The 19,556-nt window shown below is 72.0% G+C and carries 20 protein-coding genes; 13 read left to right on the top strand and 7 right to left on the bottom strand.

The genetic code is table 11. From position 1 onward, the window contains the following. Positions 1 to 2: 2 nt before the first annotated feature. The 7 genes from PYR72_RS06745 to PYR72_RS06715 all read right to left on the bottom strand — a co-directional run bounded on the left by PYR72_RS06745 (position 3) and on the right by PYR72_RS06715 (position 7,862). The gene (locus PYR72_RS06745) at positions 3 to 1,364 is read right to left on the bottom strand and encodes a bifunctional o-acetylhomoserine/o-acetylserine sulfhydrylase (RefSeq protein WP_275454399.1); all 1,362 of its coding nucleotides are present in this window, start codon (positions 1,362 to 1,364) and stop codon (positions 3 to 5) included. 532 nt (positions 1,365 to 1,896) lie between these two features. Then, entirely contained in the window at positions 1,897 to 2,739 is an 843-nt protein-coding gene (locus PYR72_RS06740) for a methyltransferase domain-containing protein (protein WP_275460344.1), read from the bottom strand. Between the two features lie 236 nt (positions 2,740 to 2,975). Beyond that, complete coding sequence (locus tag PYR72_RS06735; RefSeq protein ID WP_275454398.1) at positions 2,976 to 3,761, bottom strand: ABC transporter permease; 786 nt, start codon at positions 3,759 to 3,761, stop codon at positions 2,976 to 2,978. Next, positions 3,758 to 4,786 (bottom strand): ATP-binding cassette domain-containing protein, encoded by a 1,029-nt coding sequence (locus PYR72_RS06730; RefSeq protein WP_275454397.1) that lies wholly within the window; start codon positions 4,784 to 4,786, stop codon positions 3,758 to 3,760. The genes PYR72_RS06735 and PYR72_RS06730 overlap by 4 nt, the downstream gene beginning before the upstream one ends. Positions 4,787 to 4,881: 95 nt before the next feature. Beyond that, positions 4,882 to 5,736 (bottom strand): DUF4097 family beta strand repeat-containing protein, encoded by an 855-nt coding sequence (locus PYR72_RS06725; protein ID WP_275454396.1) that lies wholly within the window; start codon positions 5,734 to 5,736, stop codon positions 4,882 to 4,884. A gap of 118 nt (positions 5,737 to 5,854) precedes the next feature. Beyond that, entirely contained in the window at positions 5,855 to 6,370 is a 516-nt protein-coding gene (locus tag PYR72_RS06720; protein WP_275454395.1) for a toxin-antitoxin system HicB family antitoxin, read from the bottom strand. A gap of 286 nt (positions 6,371 to 6,656) precedes the next feature. Next, positions 6,657 to 7,862 (bottom strand): MFS transporter, encoded by a 1,206-nt coding sequence (locus PYR72_RS06715; protein WP_275454394.1) that lies wholly within the window; start codon positions 7,860 to 7,862, stop codon positions 6,657 to 6,659. Between the two features lie 187 nt (positions 7,863 to 8,049). Here PYR72_RS06715 and PYR72_RS06710 point away from each other — a divergent pair, with 187 nt between their 5' ends. From PYR72_RS06710 to PYR72_RS06650, 13 genes are all read left to right on the top strand, one after another. Then, complete coding sequence (locus tag PYR72_RS06710) at positions 8,050 to 8,499, top strand: hypothetical protein (RefSeq protein WP_037728840.1); 450 nt, start codon at positions 8,050 to 8,052, stop codon at positions 8,497 to 8,499. A gap of 226 nt (positions 8,500 to 8,725) precedes the next feature. Continuing rightward, the gene (locus PYR72_RS06705) at positions 8,726 to 9,343 is read left to right on the top strand and encodes a TOPRIM nucleotidyl transferase/hydrolase domain-containing protein (RefSeq protein WP_275454393.1); all 618 of its coding nucleotides are present in this window, start codon (positions 8,726 to 8,728) and stop codon (positions 9,341 to 9,343) included. Positions 9,344 to 9,396: 53 nt separating this feature from the next. Continuing rightward, on the top strand, positions 9,397 to 9,711 hold the full coding sequence (locus PYR72_RS06700; RefSeq protein WP_275454392.1) for a DUF6400 family protein: 315 nt from the start codon (positions 9,397 to 9,399) through the stop codon (positions 9,709 to 9,711). Continuing rightward, complete coding sequence (locus tag PYR72_RS06695; protein ID WP_037729282.1) at positions 9,698 to 9,955, top strand: hypothetical protein; 258 nt, start codon at positions 9,698 to 9,700, stop codon at positions 9,953 to 9,955. Before PYR72_RS06700 ends, PYR72_RS06695 begins: the two co-directional genes overlap by 14 nt. A gap of 195 nt (positions 9,956 to 10,150) precedes the next feature. Further along, positions 10,151 to 11,875 (top strand): enoyl-CoA hydratase-related protein, encoded by a 1,725-nt coding sequence (locus tag PYR72_RS06690; protein ID WP_275454391.1) that lies wholly within the window; start codon positions 10,151 to 10,153, stop codon positions 11,873 to 11,875. Between the two features lie 203 nt (positions 11,876 to 12,078). Beyond that, the gene (locus PYR72_RS06685; RefSeq protein ID WP_013006068.1) at positions 12,079 to 13,167 is read left to right on the top strand and encodes a hydrogenase expression protein HypE; all 1,089 of its coding nucleotides are present in this window, start codon (positions 12,079 to 12,081) and stop codon (positions 13,165 to 13,167) included. Between the two features lie 84 nt (positions 13,168 to 13,251). Next, on the top strand, positions 13,252 to 15,036 hold the full coding sequence (locus tag PYR72_RS06680; RefSeq protein WP_037692601.1) for a nickel-dependent hydrogenase large subunit: 1,785 nt from the start codon (positions 13,252 to 13,254) through the stop codon (positions 15,034 to 15,036). Next, on the top strand, positions 15,033 to 15,566 hold the full coding sequence (locus PYR72_RS06675; RefSeq protein ID WP_275454390.1) for a hypothetical protein: 534 nt from the start codon (positions 15,033 to 15,035) through the stop codon (positions 15,564 to 15,566). The genes PYR72_RS06680 and PYR72_RS06675 overlap by 4 nt, the downstream gene beginning before the upstream one ends. After that, positions 15,563 to 16,234 carry a DUF5947 family protein gene (locus PYR72_RS06670; protein ID WP_275454389.1) on the top strand — a complete coding sequence of 224 codons (672 nt, stop codon included), beginning with the start codon at positions 15,563 to 15,565 and terminating at the stop codon, positions 16,232 to 16,234. Before PYR72_RS06675 ends, PYR72_RS06670 begins: the two co-directional genes overlap by 4 nt. Beyond that, positions 16,231 to 16,923 (top strand): DUF6084 family protein, encoded by a 693-nt coding sequence (locus PYR72_RS06665; RefSeq protein WP_275454388.1) that lies wholly within the window; start codon positions 16,231 to 16,233, stop codon positions 16,921 to 16,923. The genes PYR72_RS06670 and PYR72_RS06665 overlap by 4 nt, the downstream gene beginning before the upstream one ends. Then, entirely contained in the window at positions 16,920 to 18,350 is a 1,431-nt protein-coding gene (locus PYR72_RS06660; RefSeq protein ID WP_275454387.1) for a hypothetical protein, read from the top strand. Before PYR72_RS06665 ends, PYR72_RS06660 begins: the two co-directional genes overlap by 4 nt. After that, positions 18,347 to 18,892 (top strand): hydrogenase maturation protease, encoded by a 546-nt coding sequence (locus PYR72_RS06655; RefSeq protein ID WP_275454386.1) that lies wholly within the window; start codon positions 18,347 to 18,349, stop codon positions 18,890 to 18,892. The genes PYR72_RS06660 and PYR72_RS06655 overlap by 4 nt, the downstream gene beginning before the upstream one ends. A gap of 263 nt (positions 18,893 to 19,155) precedes the next feature. Beyond that, a complete protein-coding gene (locus PYR72_RS06650) occupies positions 19,156 to 19,554 on the top strand; it encodes a hydrogenase maturation nickel metallochaperone HypA (protein WP_275454385.1) in 399 nt (132 codons plus the stop codon). Positions 19,555 to 19,556: the final 2 nt, after the last annotated feature.

The following is a 19,556-nucleotide window of genomic DNA, read 5'->3' as shown; positions in this document are numbered from 1 at the left end:
GTTCAGGACGCGGCCTTCGCGGCGCGGAAGCCCGCCTCCAGGTCCGCCTTCAGATCGGCGAGGTTCTCGATGCCGACCGACAGACGGACCAGGCCCGGCGAGGTGCCGGTCGCCGCCGACTGGGCCTCGTCCAGCTGGCTGTGGGTCGTGGACGCCGGGTGGATGATGAGGCTGCGGACGTCCCCGATGTTGGCGAGATGGCTGAACAGTTCGACGGCGTCGACGAACCGCTTGCCGGCCTCGACCCCGTCCCGCAGTTCGAAGGACAGGATCGCTCCGGCGCCGCGCGGAAGATAGCGCCGACCCGCCTCGTACCAGCGGTTGGATTCCAGGCCCGGGTAGTGGACGGCGGCGACCTCGTCGCGCTGCTCCAGCCATTCGGCGAGCGCCTGGGCGTTGGCCGAGTGTCGTTCGATGCGCAGGCTGAGCGTCTCCACGCCCTGGAGAAGCAGGAACGCCGAGTGCGGGGAGAGCGCCGGGCCGATGTCACGCAGCAACTGGACACGCAGCTTGATAGCGAAGGCGCCGGGGCCGAGCGCGGGCCAGTACCGCAGACCGTGGTAGCTGGGGTCCGGCTCGCTGAAGTCCGGGAACCGCTCGGCGTGCGCGCCGAAGTCGAAGGTGCCGCCGTCGACGACGACACCGGCGATGGTGGTGCCGTGGCCGCCGAGGAACTTGGTCGCGGAGTGGACCACGATGTCGGCGCCGTGTTCGAGGGGGCGCAACAGGTACGGCGTCGGCACGGTGTTGTCCACGATCAGCGGCACACCCGCCTCGTGCGCGACGTCGGCCACCGCCCGTACGTCGAGCACGTTGCCGCGCGGGTTGCCGAGGGTCTCGGCGAACAGGGCCTTCGTGTTCGGCCGGATCGCGGCCCGCCACGCCTCGACGTCGTCCGGGTCGTCGACGAAGGACACCTCGATGCCGAACTTGGGCAGGGTGTGGCGGAACAGGTTGTAGGTGCCGCCGTACAGGGAGGTGCTGGAGACGATGTGGTCGCCCGCGCTCGCCAGGGTCAGGACGGCGAGGGTCTCCGCGGCCTGCCCGGAGGCCAGGGCCACCGCGGCGACGCCGCCTTCGAGGGCGGCGATCCGCTGTTCGAAGACGTCCTGGGTCGGGTTGTGGATACGGGTGTAGATGTTCCCCGGCTCGGCGAGGGCGAACAGGTCGGCGGCGTGCCGGGTGTCCCGGAAGACGAACGAGGTCGTCTGGTAGATCGGTGTCGCCCGGGCGCCGGTCGTCGGGTCCGGCGCGGCACCGGCGTGGATCTGCTTGGTCTCGAACGACCAGGCCGACGTGTCGGGGCCGGCTGTCCCGTCCTCGGGGGTGTGGCCGGCGGTGACGGAGTCGACGGGCTGGCTCATGGTTCTCCTTGGCTGGGCGTACGGATGTACGGGTGTGCGGATGTACGGGTGTGCGGGTGTACGGGGTGCGTGAAGGACGGAAAGGGGTGGCGGATGCCGCCACGAGTCGACTTCGCGGGGACCACGGGCCATGGGGGTGCCGGGACATGAGGGGCCGTCGCCGACGGACAGGGGTGGCCGGGGGCCCCGCGAGAGAGCGGGGGACCAAGCGGAGAGGGCGTCCTGCGACAAGGCGTGGGAACCGCCCTCGCCGGGAGCTTCGCCGGGCGGGGCGTCGAGGAACGCTAGGTCAGCAACAACACGAGGCCGGGCGTCGGCACAGGTCGATGACCAGGCGTCGCACCAAGGGCTCGGGGTTCATGGCCCTGTTCTACCGCAGCCCGCGGTTCCGCACCAAGGGGCGTCCACTCTCTGGAACGCAGTCTTGCCGCACGCCCACCGGAACACCCTCCTCCGAACCGGAGTTGCGCGTGAACCGTCGGGTCACCGAGTAGGCGGATCGCCGAATCCCCGGATCGCCGCCGCCCGATCGTCAGGCCGACGGCTCGTCGTGGCCTTCCGGTTTCCGTCCCCAGACGGTGAGCATGCCGGCCGACAGCGCGGCGCACTCGTCCGAGCCCAGGTACCGGACGGCCGCGTCGACGGCCGTGTCGTCGACCAGCCCGGTGGCGAGCATGGCTCCTCTGCTCCGCTCCCATGTGTCCGCCCAGAAGCGGCTGATGGCACTGCCCGGCAGTAGCGGCGGCACATGGATCTCGGCGGCGACGGACGTGAGGCCCACCGCACGGAGCAGCTGCGGGTACGACGGCACCCAGGAGACATCGCTGCCGATGGTCGCCCGCAGCCCCTCCCACATCGCGCGCATGACCGTGGTGTACGGCGATGCGGGCGTCCGGTCGCCCGTCAGGTCGACCGCGTCGCTGAGCACCAGCACACCGCCGGGCGCGACGAGTTCGGCCAGCGCCGCGATCACACGGTCGCGCTCGGGCAGGTGCATCAGCACGAACCGCGCGTGGACGAGCCGGAACCGGCCGGGGGCGAAGTCCGGGGCGGTGACGTCGGCCTCCCGCACCTCCAGCCCGGGCACGGGCCGTGCAGCGAGGAAGCGTACGTCGCGGTCCACGGCCAGCACGCTCGTCACCCCGGCCTCCTCCAGCAGCCGCCGGGAGACGGTGCCCGTGCCGGCGCCCACGTCGAGGCACCGCCACCCCGGCCCGGCCCCGAGGGCCCGCAGCCGCGCCATGGTGACGTCGTCGTAGGCGAGCGCGCCGAAGTCGATGCGCTCGCCCTCACCCGCCTGCTCGGGACGGAACACGGCCTCGCCGTAGCGGCCCCCGTCGTGCCCCGGTGCCCGGTCGGCAGGGGGCGGGGACATCGGGTCGTGGAACGCTCTCATCGCCGGACCTCTTCACGCGGTGGGGCAAGTGCCGGGCGGCCCTTCCGGGACCGTGACGCGACCGATCCTCCCTCTGCCGCGGCCGGCCCGGCCGAGGCGCGCCGCCGCCTGAGCCGATCGGCCCTCGCGAGGGCGGCGTACACCGACCGTGTGTCGGTGTACGCCGCCCTCGGGTGGATCGGATCGCGGGAGACAGGCGTTCGCGGGCCTTCCGGTTACTTCGGGTCGCGGTCGAAGACCGACTTCGACCAGAAGTAGCCGAGTGCGGAGAGGCCCAGGCACCAGGCGACCGCCAGCCACCCGTTGTGGCCGATCTCGCTGCCGAGCAACAGCCCGCGTACGGTCTCGATGGCCGGGGTGAAGGGCTGGTACTCGGCGATCGGCTGGAACCAGCCCGGCATCGCGTCGATCGGCACGAAGGTGCTGGAGATCAGCGGCAGGAAGATCAGCGGCAGCGCGTTGTTGCTGGCCGCCTCGACGTTCGGGCTGGACAGGCCCATCCCGACCGCGATCCAGGTGAGGGCCACTCCGAACAGTGCGAGCAGTCCGAACGCCGCCAGCCACTCCAGGGGCGTCGCGTCGGTGGAGCGGAAGCCGATGGCCACGCCCACCACACCCACGAGGGCCACGCTCGCGAGGGACTGCAGCACGCTGCCGAGGACGTGTCCGATGAGGAAGGAGCCGCGGTGGATCGCCATGGTGCGGAAGCGGGCGATGATGCCCTCGTTCATGTCCATGGACACGGAGACCGCGGTGCCGATCGTGCTGCTCCCGAGGGTCATCAACAGCACGCCCGGGACGAGGTAGGCGATGTAGTCGGAGCGGTCGCTGCCGCCGATGCCGGCGCTCATCACGTCTCCGAAGATGTAGACGAAGAGCAGGAGCAGCATGATCGGGGTGAGCAGCACGTTGAGGGTGAGGGAGGGGTAGCGGCGCACGTGCAGGAGGTTGCGGCGCAGCATCGTGGAGGAGTCGCGCACGGCCAGGGACAGGGCACTCATCGGACGGTCTCCTCGGGCTGGTTGGGCTGGTTGGGCTGGTTGGGGAGCGTGCTTGTGGTGTTGGTGAGGGCGAAGAAGACGTCGTCGAGGTCGGGGGTGTGGACGGTGAGTTCGTCGGCGTCGACGTCCGCCGCCTGGAGGTGGTCGAGCAGGGTGCGCAGGTCGCGTTGGGTGCCGTCGCTGGGGTGCTGGAGGGTGAGGTTGTCGTCGTCGCGGGTGGCGTTCGCCAGGGTGGTGGCGGCCCGGCGGTAGGCGGTGGGGTCGGTGAAGCGGAGGCGGACGTGTCCGCCGGGGACGAGGCGTTTGAGTTCCTCGGGGGTGCCCTGGGCGGCGATCTTTCCGTCGTGGAGGACGGCGATGCGGTCGGCGAGCTGGTCGGCTTCTTCGAGGTACTGGGTGGTGAGCAGGACGGTGACGCCGGTGGTGACGAGTTCGCGGATGATCTGCCACATGGTGTGGCGGGAGCGGGGGTCGAGGCCGGTGGTGGGTTCGTCGAGGAAGATGATGCGGGGGTCGCCGACGAGGGTCATGGCGATGTCGAGGCGGCGTTTCATGCCGCCGGAGTAGGTGGAGGCGGGCTTCCTGGAAGCCTCGGTGAGGTCGAAGCGTTCCAGGAGTTCGGCGGCGACCCGGCGTCCCTCGCTCCTGGGCAGGTGGTGCAGGTCGGCCATGAGGAGCATGTTCTCCTCGCCGGTGATCAGGCCGTCGACGGCGGAGAACTGGCCGGTGACACCGATCGCGGCACGGGCGGCCTGCGGGTTCACGGCGAGGTCGTGGCCGCCGACCCGGATCGCGCCGGATCCGGGGTCGGGGGAGACGAGGGTGGAGAGGATCTTCACGGCGGTGGTCTTGCCGGCACCGTTCGGCCCGAGCAGGGAGAAGATCGTCCCTTCGGGGACGGTCAGATCGATGCCGTCGAGGACGGTCCTGTCGCCGAAGGACTTGCGCAGACCTATGGCGGAGATGGCGTCCGGCGACGGGACGCCGGAACCCCTGTTGGATGTGGACATGACAGACTTGGGCATGTGCCCTCCTGGGCGAAGGCTGAGGTGAGAGTGAGAGTGAGAGTGAGAGGGGGAGTGGGAGTGGGAGTGGTCGAGGTGCGGCCGGAGCCGGTCGGTCAGGCCCTGGAGCGGCGGATGTCGATGTTGCCGTACTTGGTGCGGGCGCGGACCTCGACGGTGTCCCCGGTCTCGTCGGGGCTCTCGGACGGGGTCAGGGTGTTGCGCACCTGGCCGGAGTTCGAGCTGACGTCGAGCCAGGCGGCCGTCCCCTCGCGGACCCCGACCTCGATGGCGCCGTAGGAGGTCTCCAACTGGACGGTGCCGCGGGCCACTTCACCCACGCGCAGGGTGCCGTGGGCGGTGACGGCGGTGACCGAGTCCTCGGCGCGCGCGATGTCGATGTCACCGTTGGCGCCGCGCACCCGCAGTTCGCCGGTCGCGGCTCCGACGGTCGTGGTGCCGTGCGAGTTCTTGAGGACGGCGGGGCCGTCGACGAGGCCGACGCGCATGCTGCCGGAGCTGGTGGTGATCTCGGCCCTGCCCTCGACCCGGTCCACGGTGATCGAGCCGTGCGACGCGGTCAGATGCAGCGGGCCGGTCGTGTCGAAGCGGGCGTCGCCGGAGGACGTCTTCACGCGGACCTCTCCGAGCCGCCCTTCGCCGAGCACCTGGACCCACGCGCCGGTCACGTCGAGGCGCGAACCCGTGGGCAGTTCGACCGTCACGTCGACCGTTCCGGTGCGGCCGATGTTGAGGCCGAGCAGGCTGGGCTTGGGCGTCCTGACGGTCAGGACCCCGCTCGCGTAGGTGGCCTCGGTCTGGTCGGCGGTGCGCACGTCCAGGTCCTTCTTCGGGTCGCGGGGCCGTACCTCGACGACCGTGTCGAGGCGGTCGCCCGCGGTGAACTGGATGGAACCGGCCTCCACGTGAGCCGTGGCCGAGATCGGTTCGGGGGTGTTGAAAGAAGGCATGGCTGTCCCGTCCTCGTGGGTTCTTGATCCGTCCCTGCTGGTGGGACGTGGTGTGGGTGGGTGGGTGGGTGGGTGGGTGGGTGGATGCGAAGGAGAAGGGGGTGGGCGCGAGGCGCGGTCAGCGCACCCAGCCCGTGAAGCTCTGGCCGACGGTCTGGGCCCTCTCCGCCGTGCGCGGCCGGGTGCCGCCGTCGACGGCGGCGGACACGGTACGCACCAGCCACGCGTTGACCGACAGGCCCTCGCGGTTCGCGGCCTCCTCGGCGCGGGCCTTGAGCTGAGTCGGCAGCCGGAGGTTGACGCGCGCGGTGCTGCCCTCGTCGGCGTCGGCCGTGTAGGGGGCGGGCGGTTCGGCGGGAGCGACCGGTTCCGCGTGCGCTACGCCGTACACGGGAGGCGGCGTCACGACGAAGTCGGGGTCGAGCCCGCGCAACCGCACGTCGACCGAGCCGGGGGCGAGTTCGCGGGTGATCTCGTCCATCGCGGCGGAGAGCACGTTGAGCAGGGTCAGCCGGGTCGCCGACTCCAGGGGAGCGGTGAGCCGCTCGGCCAGCTCGCGGGCTTCTTCGCCGCCGGCTTGGGCGGCCACCGCGAGTTCGCGGCGGAGAGTGTCGACATACGGCGTGAGGTCCATGACGCCATCATGGCGCCAAAGTGGCTCCATGTGCAAGCCGCTCCGGGATTTCTTTCCGGCGGCCGACGTGCTTACCTCGCTGACCTGCGAAAATGCGATGGCGCCGCAGTGGCGTGCGCAAAGCCCATCCGCCTGGTGGGGTCTAGACGGGGCTTTCCGTGCCTTCGATGGCGCGGCGTGGCGCGACGTGGCTCGGAATGGCGCCACATGACACCGCCTGGCGCCATGTGGTGTCGCGCCCGGCGCCATGCACCTCACTCCGCGCTGCCCCCCCCGCGAACGGAGGTCAGCGCACACCGTCCGTCGCCGCGGCCGGTACCGGGCGCCGCAGCAGGTAGGCGCCCGCGACCGACACCAGGAGGGCCATGCACGCGATGAACACCAGCCCGGCGCCCTCCAGGCCGAGAGGTTCCGCCAGGAGGCCCACGCCGATGACCGGCACCGAGATGCCCGTGTAGGCCACCACGAACAGTGCCGAGATCACGGCCGCCCGCCGGTCCGCCTCGGACGCCGCGGCCACGGCGGACAGCGCTCCGCGAAACGCGAGCCCCTGCCCCACCCCGCCGACGACGGCACTCAGTACCACCAGGGCCAGCAAGTCCCCTCGCAGGGCACCGGCCAGCAGTGCCAGCCCGGCGAGGAGCCCGGCGCACCCCAGCGGCAGCGACCGGCGCACGCCCACCCGTCCCACGGCCAGCTGCCCGGCGGTCGAGGCGAAGAACGCCAGCGCCACGACCAGGCCGCTCACGGCGTGGTCGTGGACGTCCAGGGACTGGGCGAGGAAGGCCGGGCTGACCGAGGTGAAGACCCCGAACAGCGCGAACCCCACGAAGGAGGCCGCGGCCGCGGGCCCGAACACGGCCCGCACCCGAGGGGGCAGGCTGGGCCGCTGCGGCCGTACGGTCCTCAGCGGCCGGCGCTCCCGTACCGTCTCCGGGAGCTTCAGCAGGACGAGGGCCGAGCCGGCGACCAGGGTGAGGTGGACGGCGAAGGGGAGGTACAGCGGCCGGTCGGCGTACTGGGCGAGCACCCCGGCGAGCAGCGGGCCGCAGCCCAGCCCGCCCATGTTCGCGGCGGTGGCCACGAACGTGGCCCGCGAGGCACCGCCGGGCGGCGCCAGCTCCATCACGTACGCCGTGGCGGCCCCGGTGAACAGACCGGCGGACAGCCCCGACAGCAGCCGCCCCGCATACAGCCAGCCCAGCGCGGTCGCGCACAGGAAGCAGACGGCGCCGGCGGCGGCGAAGCCCAGGCCCCACCACAGCACGGGGCGCCTGCCCACCGCGTCCGAGGCGTTCCCCGCCAGCAGGAGCACCCCGATGACCCCGAACGCGTAGACGGCGTAGACCACGGTGACCGTCAGCTCGGAGAAGCCGAACTTCTCCTGGTAGAGGCTGTAGAGAGGGGTCGGCAGGGTCGTGCCGGCCATGCACACGGCGAACACCGCGCCGCCGAGCAGGCACCGGCGCCAGCGTCCAAGATCACCGTCCATACCGCCGAAGGTAACCTCGCCCCCGCCCGCCCGCGCCCCGAGGACCGGGCGCCCCGGCTCTCACCAGGGCCGGAGTGCCCGTGCGCGGCCACCGGAAGATTTCTGGCGAACCGGGGGCAACCATCCGTCCTGCCCGAGGGTCACATCAAGTGCGAGCAAAGCGCTCTCAACGACCCAAGGGGGAAATATGCGAAAGATCCGCAATGTCGCGACCGCCGGTGCCTTAGCGGCACTCGCGGTGGGTGCCGGGACGGCGTTCGCCACGACCGCCTCCGCCGCCCCCAATGTCACCCCGCAGGGCGTCTGCGGCAGCGGCTACAAGACGGTCAACTCCGCGCCCGTCGGAACGCTGGGCACCGTCTACCTGACGTACAACGCCAAGAACGGCAAGAACTGCGTCGCGACGATCCGCACCAACCCGGGCACGGCCAAGAACATGTCCACGTACATCTACGTCCCCGCCACCGACGAGTTCGACGAGGACTTCGGCAGCTACACGTCGTTCGCCGGACCGGCCTACGTCTACGGCAAGGGCTACTGCGTGAGCTGGGGCGGCAACATCGCCAACGTGTACGTGAACGTGGAGAACTCCAACTGCGCGTCCCTGAAGGAGACCCGGACCACCGAGGTCCGCTGATCCTGCTGATCGACCGTCCGAGAGTTCCCGCACCGCCGCTTCCCGTGGTCCGACGTCGCCCGGGAGGTGTTCGGAGCCGCAGGCGGTGCGGGTTCTCCCGGAGGGGCACGACCGACCGACGCGCGTGCGGACCCTTCCGGGCCTCGCGCCGCACCGCCGGCCGGCCTCCGGTCCGCGGCCGAATATCGGGTGCGCGGCCGTCGGTGTACGGGGGAAACTCCCTGGCATGGTCGACATGGGCATGTTCCGGGACGAGGTCGCGGGCTGGGCGGCAGGTGGCTCCGGACGGCAGGCGGGGGAGCTGGCCGGACTCCTGGGCGTCCGCACGGTGATCCTGCTGGAAGGGCTGAGCGACCTCGCCGCCGTGGACGCGCTGGCCGCCCGGCGGGAGCGTGACCTGGCGGGCGAGGGCGTGTGCGCCCTGTCCATGGGCGGGGCGATGAGCGTCGGACGCCACGCGGGGATCCTCGGAGCGCCGGGCCTCGGTCTGCGCCTGATCGGCCTGTGCGACGAGCGGGAGAGGCCCTACTTCGACCGGGGCCTCGACCCGTCCTGGACACCCCGCCCGAGCGTCCATGTCTGCGCGGCGGACCTGGAGGACGAGCTGATCCGCGCGCTGGGCACGGCACGCGTCGAGCAGATCGTCCAGGACGCGGGCGAACTGCGTGCCTGGCAGACCTTCGTCCGCCAGCCCGCTCAGCTCGGCCGCCCCCGCCACCAGCAGCTGCGCCGCTTCCTCGGCACGAAGAAGGGCCGCAAGATCCGCTACGGCCGCCTCCTGGTCGAGGCCCTCACCCCCGAGCAGGTGCCCGCCCCCCTGGACGATCTCTTCGCCGACCTGTGACTTCTCCCACCCGCTCTTGCCGGGGCCGGGAACGCTTACCTACGTTCGGTCGCATGTCCCACCACGGCCACGCCCTCCCCGGCGAACCGGACGAACCCGCCACGGCGAGCGAGCGCGCCGCGGAACGTCCGGGCGCCTCCCCGACGACCGAACTGGTCCTCGACCTGAGTGCCCACGAACTCCTCCGGCGCGCGCACGTCCTGGACGCCCTCGGCGCCGACTGGGACCCCGTGGCCGCGCTGCGCGGCGAGGAGGCGGCGTACGAACTGCTGTACTCCGGTCTCGACGCGGAGCAGCAGCGCGTGTACGACGAGTTGGTCGCGGCCGGTGTGCTGCCCCGGGGAGGCGGTGGCCGTGCTTCCGCTTGATCCGCAGGCCGACATCGGGCGCCGTGCCTGGGTGGCCTGCCCGAACTGTGACGACCGGCGCGGATGCGACACCTGCGCACAGGGCCGCACCTGCTCCGAGCACTGGCGTTACCTGCTCTCCAACGTCGGCAGCCTGCTCCACCTGCAGTGCCGCTCGTGCACCCACATCTGGACCCACGAGACCCATTTCGGCGCCACCCGTACCCCCTGGGAGCGCATCACCAGCGGTCTGCGGCGACGCTGACCGGGCACGTGCGGCGGCCGGCCCGGTGAGCCCGGCCGACGCGGCGGTGACGGGTGCCGGCCGGTGAGGCCGGACGGCCGATGGGCGCTCGCTTTCGGATGACCTCACCGTCTGTCGCCGGGAGCGGCGGGCCGCCGGGGCCGAGGATCTCGGTCGGCGGACATCCCTGCCTGCCTCGTCCGCCCGGAGGCAGCCGTGCACATCCTGCTCCTAGCCAGCGCGTTCAACAGTCTCACCCAGCGCACCCACGCCGAACTGCGCGACCGCGGCCACACCATGGCCGTCGAACTCGCCCTGCCCGGCAGCCCGTTGCCGGATCTCGTGCGACGGCACGCACCGGAACTCGTCGTCGCGCCCATGCTGAGGACGGCGATCCCCGAGGAGGTGTGGAGGGCTCACACCTGTCTGATCGTCCACCCCGGCCCCGTGGGCGACCGTGGACCGTCCTCCCTGGACTGGGCGATCCACGACGGCGCCGACGAGTGGGGCGTCACCGTCCTGCAGGCCGAGGCGGAGATGGACGCCGGCGCCGTGTGGGCCCACGTCGCGTGCCGGATTCCGCGGGTGTCCAAGAGCGAGCTGTACCGGGGCGAGATCGCCGACGCGGCGATCGAGGCCGTCCTGCTCGCGGTGGAGCGGTTCGCCGGGGGCACCTACACACCGCGCGAGCAGGACACGGCGGACGGCGCCGCCGTCCCCTTCGGCGGATCCGACGCCCGCCCCCTCCCGCGCACGCGTCCGTACCTCGACCAGGGCGTCCGGCGCATCGACTGGGCCCGCGACTCCACCGAGGACGTGCTGCGCAAGCTGCGGGCGGCCGACTCGCAGCCCGGTGTGCTGGACGAACTGCTCGGCGGGGAGTGGTACCTGCACGGCGGCCACTCCGAGGGCGTGCTGCGCGGACGGCCGGGCGAGCTGCTGGCGACCCGGGCCGGAGCGGTCTGCCGGGCCACCCGGGACGGCGCGGTGTGGATCCCCGAACTGCGGCCCCGGCGCGGGCCGGGGCAGCCGCCGACCTTCAAACTGCCCGCCGTACGGGCCCTCGGCGACCGGCTGCCCCCGCTGCCCGAACACGCCCTGCCCCGGCTTCCCTGGACAGGGGAGCCGACCTGGTCGGACATCCGCTACCGGGAGGACGGGCACGTCGGATTCCTCTCGTTCTCCTTCCCCGGCGGCGCCATGAGCACGGAGCAGTGCCGCCGCCTGCTCGCCGCCTACCGGGAGGCGTGCGCGCGGCCCACGTCGGTGCTGGTGCTGGGCGGCGAACGCGACTTCTTCTCCAACGGGATCCACCTGGGCGTCATCGAGGCCGCCCCCGACCCCGCCGCCGAGTCCTGGGCGAACATCAACGCCATCGACGATCTGGTCGAGGCGGTCCTGACCACGACGGACCGCCTGGTCGTCGCCGCGCTCGCGGGCAACGCGGCGGCCGGGGGCGTCATGCTCGCCCTGGCGGCCGACGAGGTCTGGTGCCGGTCGGGAGCCGTGCTGAACCCGCACTACCGGCTGATGGGCCTGCACGGCTCGGAGTACTGGACGTACACGCTGCCGCGCCGGGCCGGCGCCGCCGCGGCCCGGCGGCTCCTGCGCGAGGCCCTGCCGGTCAGCTCGGCGAGCGCCCTGCGCCTCGGCCTGGTCGACCGGCTCGTCGACAGCGCTCCCGACGGGTTCGCGCGGGAGACGGCGGCGCTGGCGGGGCGCCTGGCCTCGCTCCCGGCGACACAGACCCGGATCGCCGCGAAGAAGACGGAACGGGACCGGCTGGAGAGCACGACACCCCTGGCCGGGTTCCGAGCCGGGGAGCTGGCCCGCATGCGCCGTACCTTCGACGACCCTCGGGCCCCGTACCACGCGCTGCGTCGCGCCTTCGTCCACAAGGAGCGGCCGGCCCGCACCCCGCCGCACCTCGGTCCCTTCTGACGGACGCCGCTCCTTCTCCCACGGAGATCCGTCAGAAGGGCCCTGGTCCCGCCCCGGTTGCGTGGACCGGCCCGGTCGGCGGGGGCGCCGGCGTCACCGGAACGGCCCTTGTCGGCGTCCCATCGCGGCCGCAGGGCTGCTACGAAGAAGAGCGAAGGCCGAAAGAGAGGCTTTCATCCCTTACCTCCCCAGGAGGCGGTCCCATGACTGAGGCGACACCGGGAACGGTCGATGCCGCGAACGCGGGCGGCGCGCCCGCCGACGAGGCCCCCACGATCCACATCCTCTGGATCAACGCGGGCCTGAGCTGCGACGGCGACTCCGTCGCGCTGACGGCGGCCATGCAGCCCAGCATCGAGGAGATCGTGCTCGGTGTGCTGCCGGGGCTGCCGAAGATCGCCGTGCACTGGCCGCTCATCGACTTCGAGTGCGGCCCGATCGGCGGCTCGGACACGTTCATCGAATGGTTCTTCAAGGGGGAGCGGGGCGAGATCGACCCGTTCGTCCTGGTCGTCGAGGGCTCCATCCCCAACGAGGCGATCAAGCCCGAGGGCTACTGGTGCGGCTTCGGCGACAACCCGGAGACCGGTCAGCCGATCACCACCAGCGAATGGATCGACCGGCTGGCCCCGAAGGCACTGGCGGTCGTCGCCATCGGCACCTGCGCCACCTACGGCGGCATCCACGCCATGGCCGGCAACCCGACCGGCGCGATGGGCGTGCCGGACTACCTCGGCTGGGACTGGAAGTCCCACGCCGGCATCCCCATCGTCTGCGTCCCCGGCTGCCCCATCCAGCCGGACAACTTCTCCGAGACGCTCACCTACCTGCTCTACCAGGCCGCCGGCTCCGCGCCGATGATCCCGCTGGACGACAAGCTGCGTCCCACCTGGCTGTTCGGCGCCACCGTGCACGAGGGCTGCGACCGCGCGGGCTACTACGAACAGGGCCAGTTCGCCCTGTCGTACGACTCGCCCACCTGCCTGGTCAAGCTCGGCTGCTGGGGTCCCGTCGTCAAGTGCAACGTGCCCAAGCGCGGCTGGATGAACGGGATCGGCGGCTGCCCCAACGTCGGCGGCATCTGCATCGCCTGCACGATGCCCGGGTTCCCCGACAAGTTCATGCCGTTCATGGACGAACCCCCCGGCGCCAAGGTGTCGAGCGGCGCCAGCGGGGCGTACGGCGCCGTCGTCCGCAAACTGCGGTCCATCACCGCCAGGACGGTGGACAAGGAGCCCAAGTGGCGCCGTACCGGAGACAAGATCACCACCGGATACCGGCCCCCGTGGTGAGCCGCGGAGCCTAGCCCGCCCCCGTTTCCCGCACCCCCCACCCCAACCTCCCGCGCAATGACGCAACGAAGGGCACCCACCCAGATGGCACCGAAGACGAAGACGGCCGGCGACGGCAGTGGCCTGGTGGAGATGGCCTGGGACCCGATCACCCGGATCGTGGGCTCCCTGGGCATCCACACGAAGATCGACTTCAAGCAGAAGCGGGTCGCGGAGTGCTACAGCACGTCGTCGGTCTTCCGCGGCTACAGCGTCTTCATGCGCGGCAAGGACCCCCGCGACGCCCACTTCATCACCAGCCGCATCTGCGGCATCTGCGGCGACAACCACGCCACCTGCTCGGTGTACGCGCAGAACATGGCGTACGGCGTGAAGCCCCCGCACCTCGGCGAGTGGATCATCAACCTCGGCGAGTCGGCGGAGTACATGTTCGACCACAACATCTTCCAGGAGAACCTGGTCGGGGTCGACTACTGCGAAAAAATGGTCAAGGAGACCAACCCCGGCGTCCTCGAACTCGCCGAGCGCACCGAGGCCCCGCACGCCGCCGAGCACGGCTACCGCACGATCGCCGACATCATGCGCTCGCTCAACCCCCTGGAGGGCGAGTTCTACCGCGAGGCGCTCCAGGTGAGCCGCTACACGCGCGAGATGTTCTGCCTGATGGAGGGCCGCCACGTGCACCCCTCCACGCTCTACCCGGGCGGTGTCGGCACCATCGCCTCCGTCCAGCTCTTCACGGACTACATGAGCCGCCTCATGCGGTACGTGGAGTTCATGAAGCGCGTCGTCCCCCTGCACGACGACCTGTTCGACTTCTTCTACGAGGCCCTGCCCGGCTACGAGGAAGTGGGCCGCCGCCGGGTCATGCTCGGCTGCTGGGGCGCGCTCAACGACCCCGAGTACTGCGACTTCACCTACGCCAACATGACCGACTGGGGACGGAAGATGTTCGTCACCCCGGGCGTCGTCGTCGACGGCAAACTGGTCACCAACGACCTCACCGAGATCAACCTCGGCATCCGCATCCTGCTCGGCAGCTCCTACTACGAGGACTGGCAGGGCCAGGAGCAGTTCGTCACCCACGACCCGCTCGGCAACCCGGTCGACCCGCGCCACCCGTGGAACCAGCACACCATCCCGGCCCCGCAGAAGCGGAACTTCGACGACAAGTACAGCTGGGTCATGTCCCCGCGCTGGTTCGACGGCAAGGACCACCTCGCCCTGGACACCGGCGGCGGCCCCATCGCCCGCCTGTGGTCCACCGCCCTGTCCGGGCTCGTCGACATCGGCTACATCAAGGCCACCGGGCACAGCGTCGTCATCAACCTGCCCCGCACCATGACCAAGCCGGAGACCACCTTCGAGTGGAAGATCCCGAAGTGGTCCAACGCCCTGGAACGCAATCGCGCCCGCACCTACTTCCAGGCGTACGCCGCCGCCGTCGCCCTGCACTGTGCGGAGAAGGGCCTCGCGGAGGTCCGCGCCGGACGCACCCAAACCTGGGAGAAGTTCGAGGTCCCGGACGAGGGCATCGGCGTCGGCTTCACCGAGGCGGTCCGCGGCGTCCTCTCCCACCACATGGTCATCCGCGACGGCAAGATCGCCAACTACCACCCGTATCCGCCGACCCCGTGGAACGCCAGCACCCGCGACACCTTCGGCACCCCCGGCCCGTACGAGGACGCCGTACAGAACACGCCCATCTTCGAGGAGAACACCCCGGAGAACTTCAAGGGCATCGACATCATGCGCGCCGTCCGCAGCTTCGACCCCTGTCTGCCCTGCGGCGTCCACATGTACGTCGGCGGCGGCAAGACGGTGAAGTCGATGCACGTGCCCACCGGCCTGAGCGGACTGGGCGGATGAGCGCGCCGACGACGGCCCGACCCGTCGACGCCGAACAGACCGGACGCCGCGTCGAGGAGGTCCTCGACCGGCTCACCGCGAGCGGCGACCCCGCCGCCGCCGAGGCAGCCGAGGAACTCGTGCGCTCCCTCATGGACTTCTACGGCGCCGGCCTGGCCCGCATCCTCCACCTGCTGTCCTCCGCGCCCGGCCGGCCGTCCGCGGGACTGCTCGCCGACGAGGTCGTCGCGAGCCTGCTCGTCCTGCACGACCTGCACCCCGAGGACCGCGACACCCGCATCGCCCGCGCCCTCGACAGCGTCCGCGAACACACCCTGGACGTCGTGGACTTCGACGAGGAGAGCGGCACGCTGCGGGTCCGTGCCCGGGAGAGCGGCGGCTGCGGCTGCGGCTCCGGCGCGGACGCCCGGCAGGCGGCCGAGGCGGCCCTTGCCTGCTTCGCCCCCGAGGTGAAGGCCGTCGACGTCGAGACCGCACCCGCCGGCCCCACACTCCTGCAGATCAGCACGGCGCCCACGGGGGCCCGATGACCGCGACCGTCACCGGTCTGAAGAGGTTCCTGACGGCCCGCCCGCCCCGGCCCGAGCGGTGCGAACTGTGCGCGGTGGCCGTCCCCGGCGACCACCGCCACCTCGTCGACACCGACAAACGCGCCCTCGTCTGCGCCTGCGCCCCCTGCGCACTGCTGATGGAACAGCCGGGCGCCGCCGCCGGCCGCTTCCGCACGGTCCCGGACCGCTACCTCACCGACCCCGGCCACCACCTCGACGACAACGCGTGGGAGGCACTGCAGATCCCCGTCGGCGTCGCCTTCCTCTTCCGTAACGCCGCGCTGGACCGGCTGGTCGCCCTCTACCCGAGCCCGGCCGGCGCCACCGAGAGCGAACTCGACCCGGACACCTGGGCGGCCGTCCTCGGCGACAGCCGGCTCGCCGCACTCCTCGAACCCGACGTGGAGGCCCTGCTGCTGCACCGCACCGACGGCCGCTGCGAGACCCACCTCGTCCCGATCGACATCTGCTACGAACTCGTCGGCCGCATGCGCCTGTCGTGGCAGGGCTTCGACGGCGGGGCCGAGGCCCGTACCGCCCTGGACGCGTTCTTCGCGGACGTCACCCGCCGCGCCCGGCCCGTGGACGGCACTCGGGACGCGGCCCACGAGCCGCCGCGTCCGGCACGGACGGCGGTGCGGCCGTGACCGATTTCTCCTTCGCCTGCACCGGCGTCCGCGCCGACCGCTACGCCGCCGGACCCACCCTCGTCTTCCGGCTGCGCGTCACCGCCGCGGGCAACGCGCCCGTGCACGCGGTCGCCCTGCGCTGCCAGATCCGCATCGAACCCGCCCGCCGCGGCTACGAACCCGCGGAGGCCGCCGGCCTGACCGACCTCTTCGGCGACCGCTCCCGCTGGGGCAGCACCCTCCAGCCGGTGCAGTTCGCCCAGGTGTCCGTCATGGTCCCGAGCTTCACCGGAGAGATCGAGACCGACGTCGTCGTGCCCTGCACCTACGACATGGAGATCGCCGCCACCCGCTACCTCACCGCCCTCACCGACGGCGAGGTCCCCCTGCTGATGCTGTTCTCCGGCACGGCGTTCACCGGAGCCGGCGGCTTCCGCGTGGAACCGGTCCCGTGGGACCAGGAGGCGGCCTTCCGGATGCCGGTCACCGTCTGGCGGGAGATGGTCGAGCAGCACTTCCCCGGGTGCGGCTGGATCCGCCTGCCCCGCGACACCATGGACGCCCTCCTCGCCCACCGCTCACGGCACGCGCTCCCCTCCTGGGAGGCCACCCTCGAGGACCTGCTCGACGGCCGCGCCGCCGCCGAGCCGCCCGCGCACGACCCGCTGCGCGCCCTCACCGGCACCACCGGAAGGACCGACCCGTGACCCTGACCGCGTTCGCCGCCGAGACCGAGGAGCGGTTCGCCCTCGCGCGGCAGGTGGCCGACGCCGTCCTCTTCGAGGGCTATGTCCTCTACCCGTACCGCGCCTCGTCGGCCAAGAACCGGCTGCGCTGGCAGTTCGGGGTGCTCGTACCACCGGCCTGGGGCGCCGAGTGCGAGGAGCACGACTTCCAGCACACCGAGTGCCTGATGGAACCCAGGGCGGGCGCGACCCTCTCCGTCGAGGTGCGTTTCCTGCACGCCCGGCGGCGCACGGTGCAGCGCGCACGCCCGGACGGCGGCTTCGACACCGTCACCGAACTCGACCTGGACGACCGGGTGCTGGTGCCCTGGGACGAGGGGTTCGAGGAACGCGTCGAGGTGATCGCGCCGGTGGACGCCCTCCTCGGCGACGGCGTCACCCACCCCTTCCGGCTCCCGGAGCGGGAGGACACCGTACCCGTCCTCGACGCCGCCGGCCGTACCGTCGGCCGGCTGCTGCGGCGGAGCGAGGCGGTCAGCGGGACGGTGCGCCTGTCCGCCCGCGAACTCGACGGCCCCTACCGGACCCTGCGGCTGACCGCCGTCGTCGAGAACACCAGCGACTGGACGCCTCCCGAGGGCCGCGCCGCCGACCGGGACGCGGCGCTGCCGCACTCCCTGGTGGCCACCCATCTGCTCATGGCCCTCAGCGCCGGCTCGTTCCTGTCGATGACCGATCCCCCCGAGTGGGCGAAGGCCGCGGTCGCCGCCTGCCGCAACCTGCACACCTGGCCCGTGCTCGCCGGTGAACCCGGCCGGGCCGACCTGGTGCTGTCCTCGCCGATCATCCTGGAGGACCATCCGGCCATCGCCCCGGAGAGCCCCGGAGCGCTCTACGACGCCACCGAGATCGACGAGATCCTCGCGCTGCGCACCGCCGCCCTCACCGACGAGGAGAAGCGCGAGGCCCGGGGCACCGACGAACGGGCGGCGGCCGTGATCGAGCTGGCGGAGTCGATGCCGGCCGAGGTGCTGGAGCGGCTGCACGGAGCGGTGCGCAGCCTGCGGGAGGTGACCGGCCCCGGCCTCGCCGACGCCGGCGTCGGCTTTCCCGACGAGTTCGGGGTGCAGCGGCCCGACACCCCCTGGTGGGACCCGGCGAGCGACGCGGGCTTCGACCCGGCACGGGACCACGTGGTCGTCGACGGCCGCCCGGTGGGCCGGGGCAGCCGGGTCGAACTGCACCCGGGCCTGCGGCGCACCGACGCACAGGACATCTTCCTGCGCGGCAGCACCGCGACCGTCGAGGCGGTGCTGCACGACGTCGACGGCGGCGTGCATCTGGCCGTCACGGTGGACGGCGACCCCGGCGCCGACATCCGCCGCGAACAGGGCCGCTTCCTGTACTTCCAGCCCGACGAGGTCACACCACTGGAGGACGGCACATGACCCCCGCCGTACAGCCGGGCCCCAGAACCCTGGTCGCCGGCATCGGCAACATCTTCCTCGGCGACGACGGGTTCGGTGTCGAGACCGTACGGCGACTCGCCGAGCTCGAACTGTCCGCCCACGTGGAGACCGCGGACATCGGGGTGCGGGGCGTCCACCTCGCCTACCAGCTCCTCGACGGCTACGACACCCTCGTCCTCGTGGACGCCACGGCACGCGGCGAGGCGCCCGGCACGCTGTACGTCATCGAACACGAGGCCGCGGGCCCGGGCCCGGAGCCGCAGGCACCCGCCCTGGACGGCCACCGGATGACCCCCGACACCGTCCTGGCCCTGCTGGCGACCCTGTGCGCCGGCACCGGCGGCGAACCACCGCGCCGCGTCCTGGTCGTCGGATGCGAACCGGCCTCGGTGGAGGAGGGCATCGGACTGAGCGCGCCGGTGTCCGACGCCGTACCGCGGGCGGTCCGGCTGATCGAAGAGCTGCTGCGGGACGGCGAGCCGTCCCCGGCACAGACCTCAACCGCTGAGGTCGCGACATGAGGAGAGACGGGATGAAGAAGATCGTCATCGGCGGAGCGGCCCTGGCCGCCGTGGTCGTCCTCGCCGCCGAGGTGCTGCCGGACGTCAGGCGCTACCTGCGGATCCGCCGCATGTGAGCGACGCGAGGAGCACGGGCTCCCGTGCGGTTGGGTCGAACGGTGTACCCGCCGACCGGTCACGGCGTGCCGGGCCGTTCGACCCGGCCGCGCCCCCTCTAATGAACCCCGGTGCGAGGCCGGCAGCCGGTGGAAGGACGAGAGCCCATGCACGAGATGTCCGTCGCGCTGGCCGTCGTCGACCAGGTCGCCGAGGCCGCCGACCGGGCCGGGGACGTCACGGCGGTCCGAGCGGTACGGCTCCGGGTGGGCGAACTCGCCGGCGTCGTACCCGACGCACTCGCCTTCAGCTTCGAACTGGCCTGCGCCGGAACCCTGTTGGAAGGCGCCGAACTGGTCACCGAACCGGTGCAGGGGCGGGCCCGCTGCACGCCCTGCGCCCACGAATGGGCCGTCGGCATGCCGCCCCGCCTGACCTGCCCCGCCTGCGGCGGAACGCGGACCGACCTGCTCGCGGGCCGGGAACTGCAGATCGTCGACGTGCGCTGGGAGAACGACGGCACCGCGCACCCGCCCACCCGCGAACCCATCTCCGAGGAGCGCTGAAC

Source organism: Streptomyces sp. VNUA24 (assembly GCF_029167005.1).
Classification (GTDB): domain Bacteria; phylum Actinomycetota; class Actinomycetes; order Streptomycetales; family Streptomycetaceae; genus Streptomyces; species Streptomyces scabiei.
Note: the sequence above shows the minus strand (reverse complement) of the source record. Positions and strands in the feature narration are given on the sequence as shown.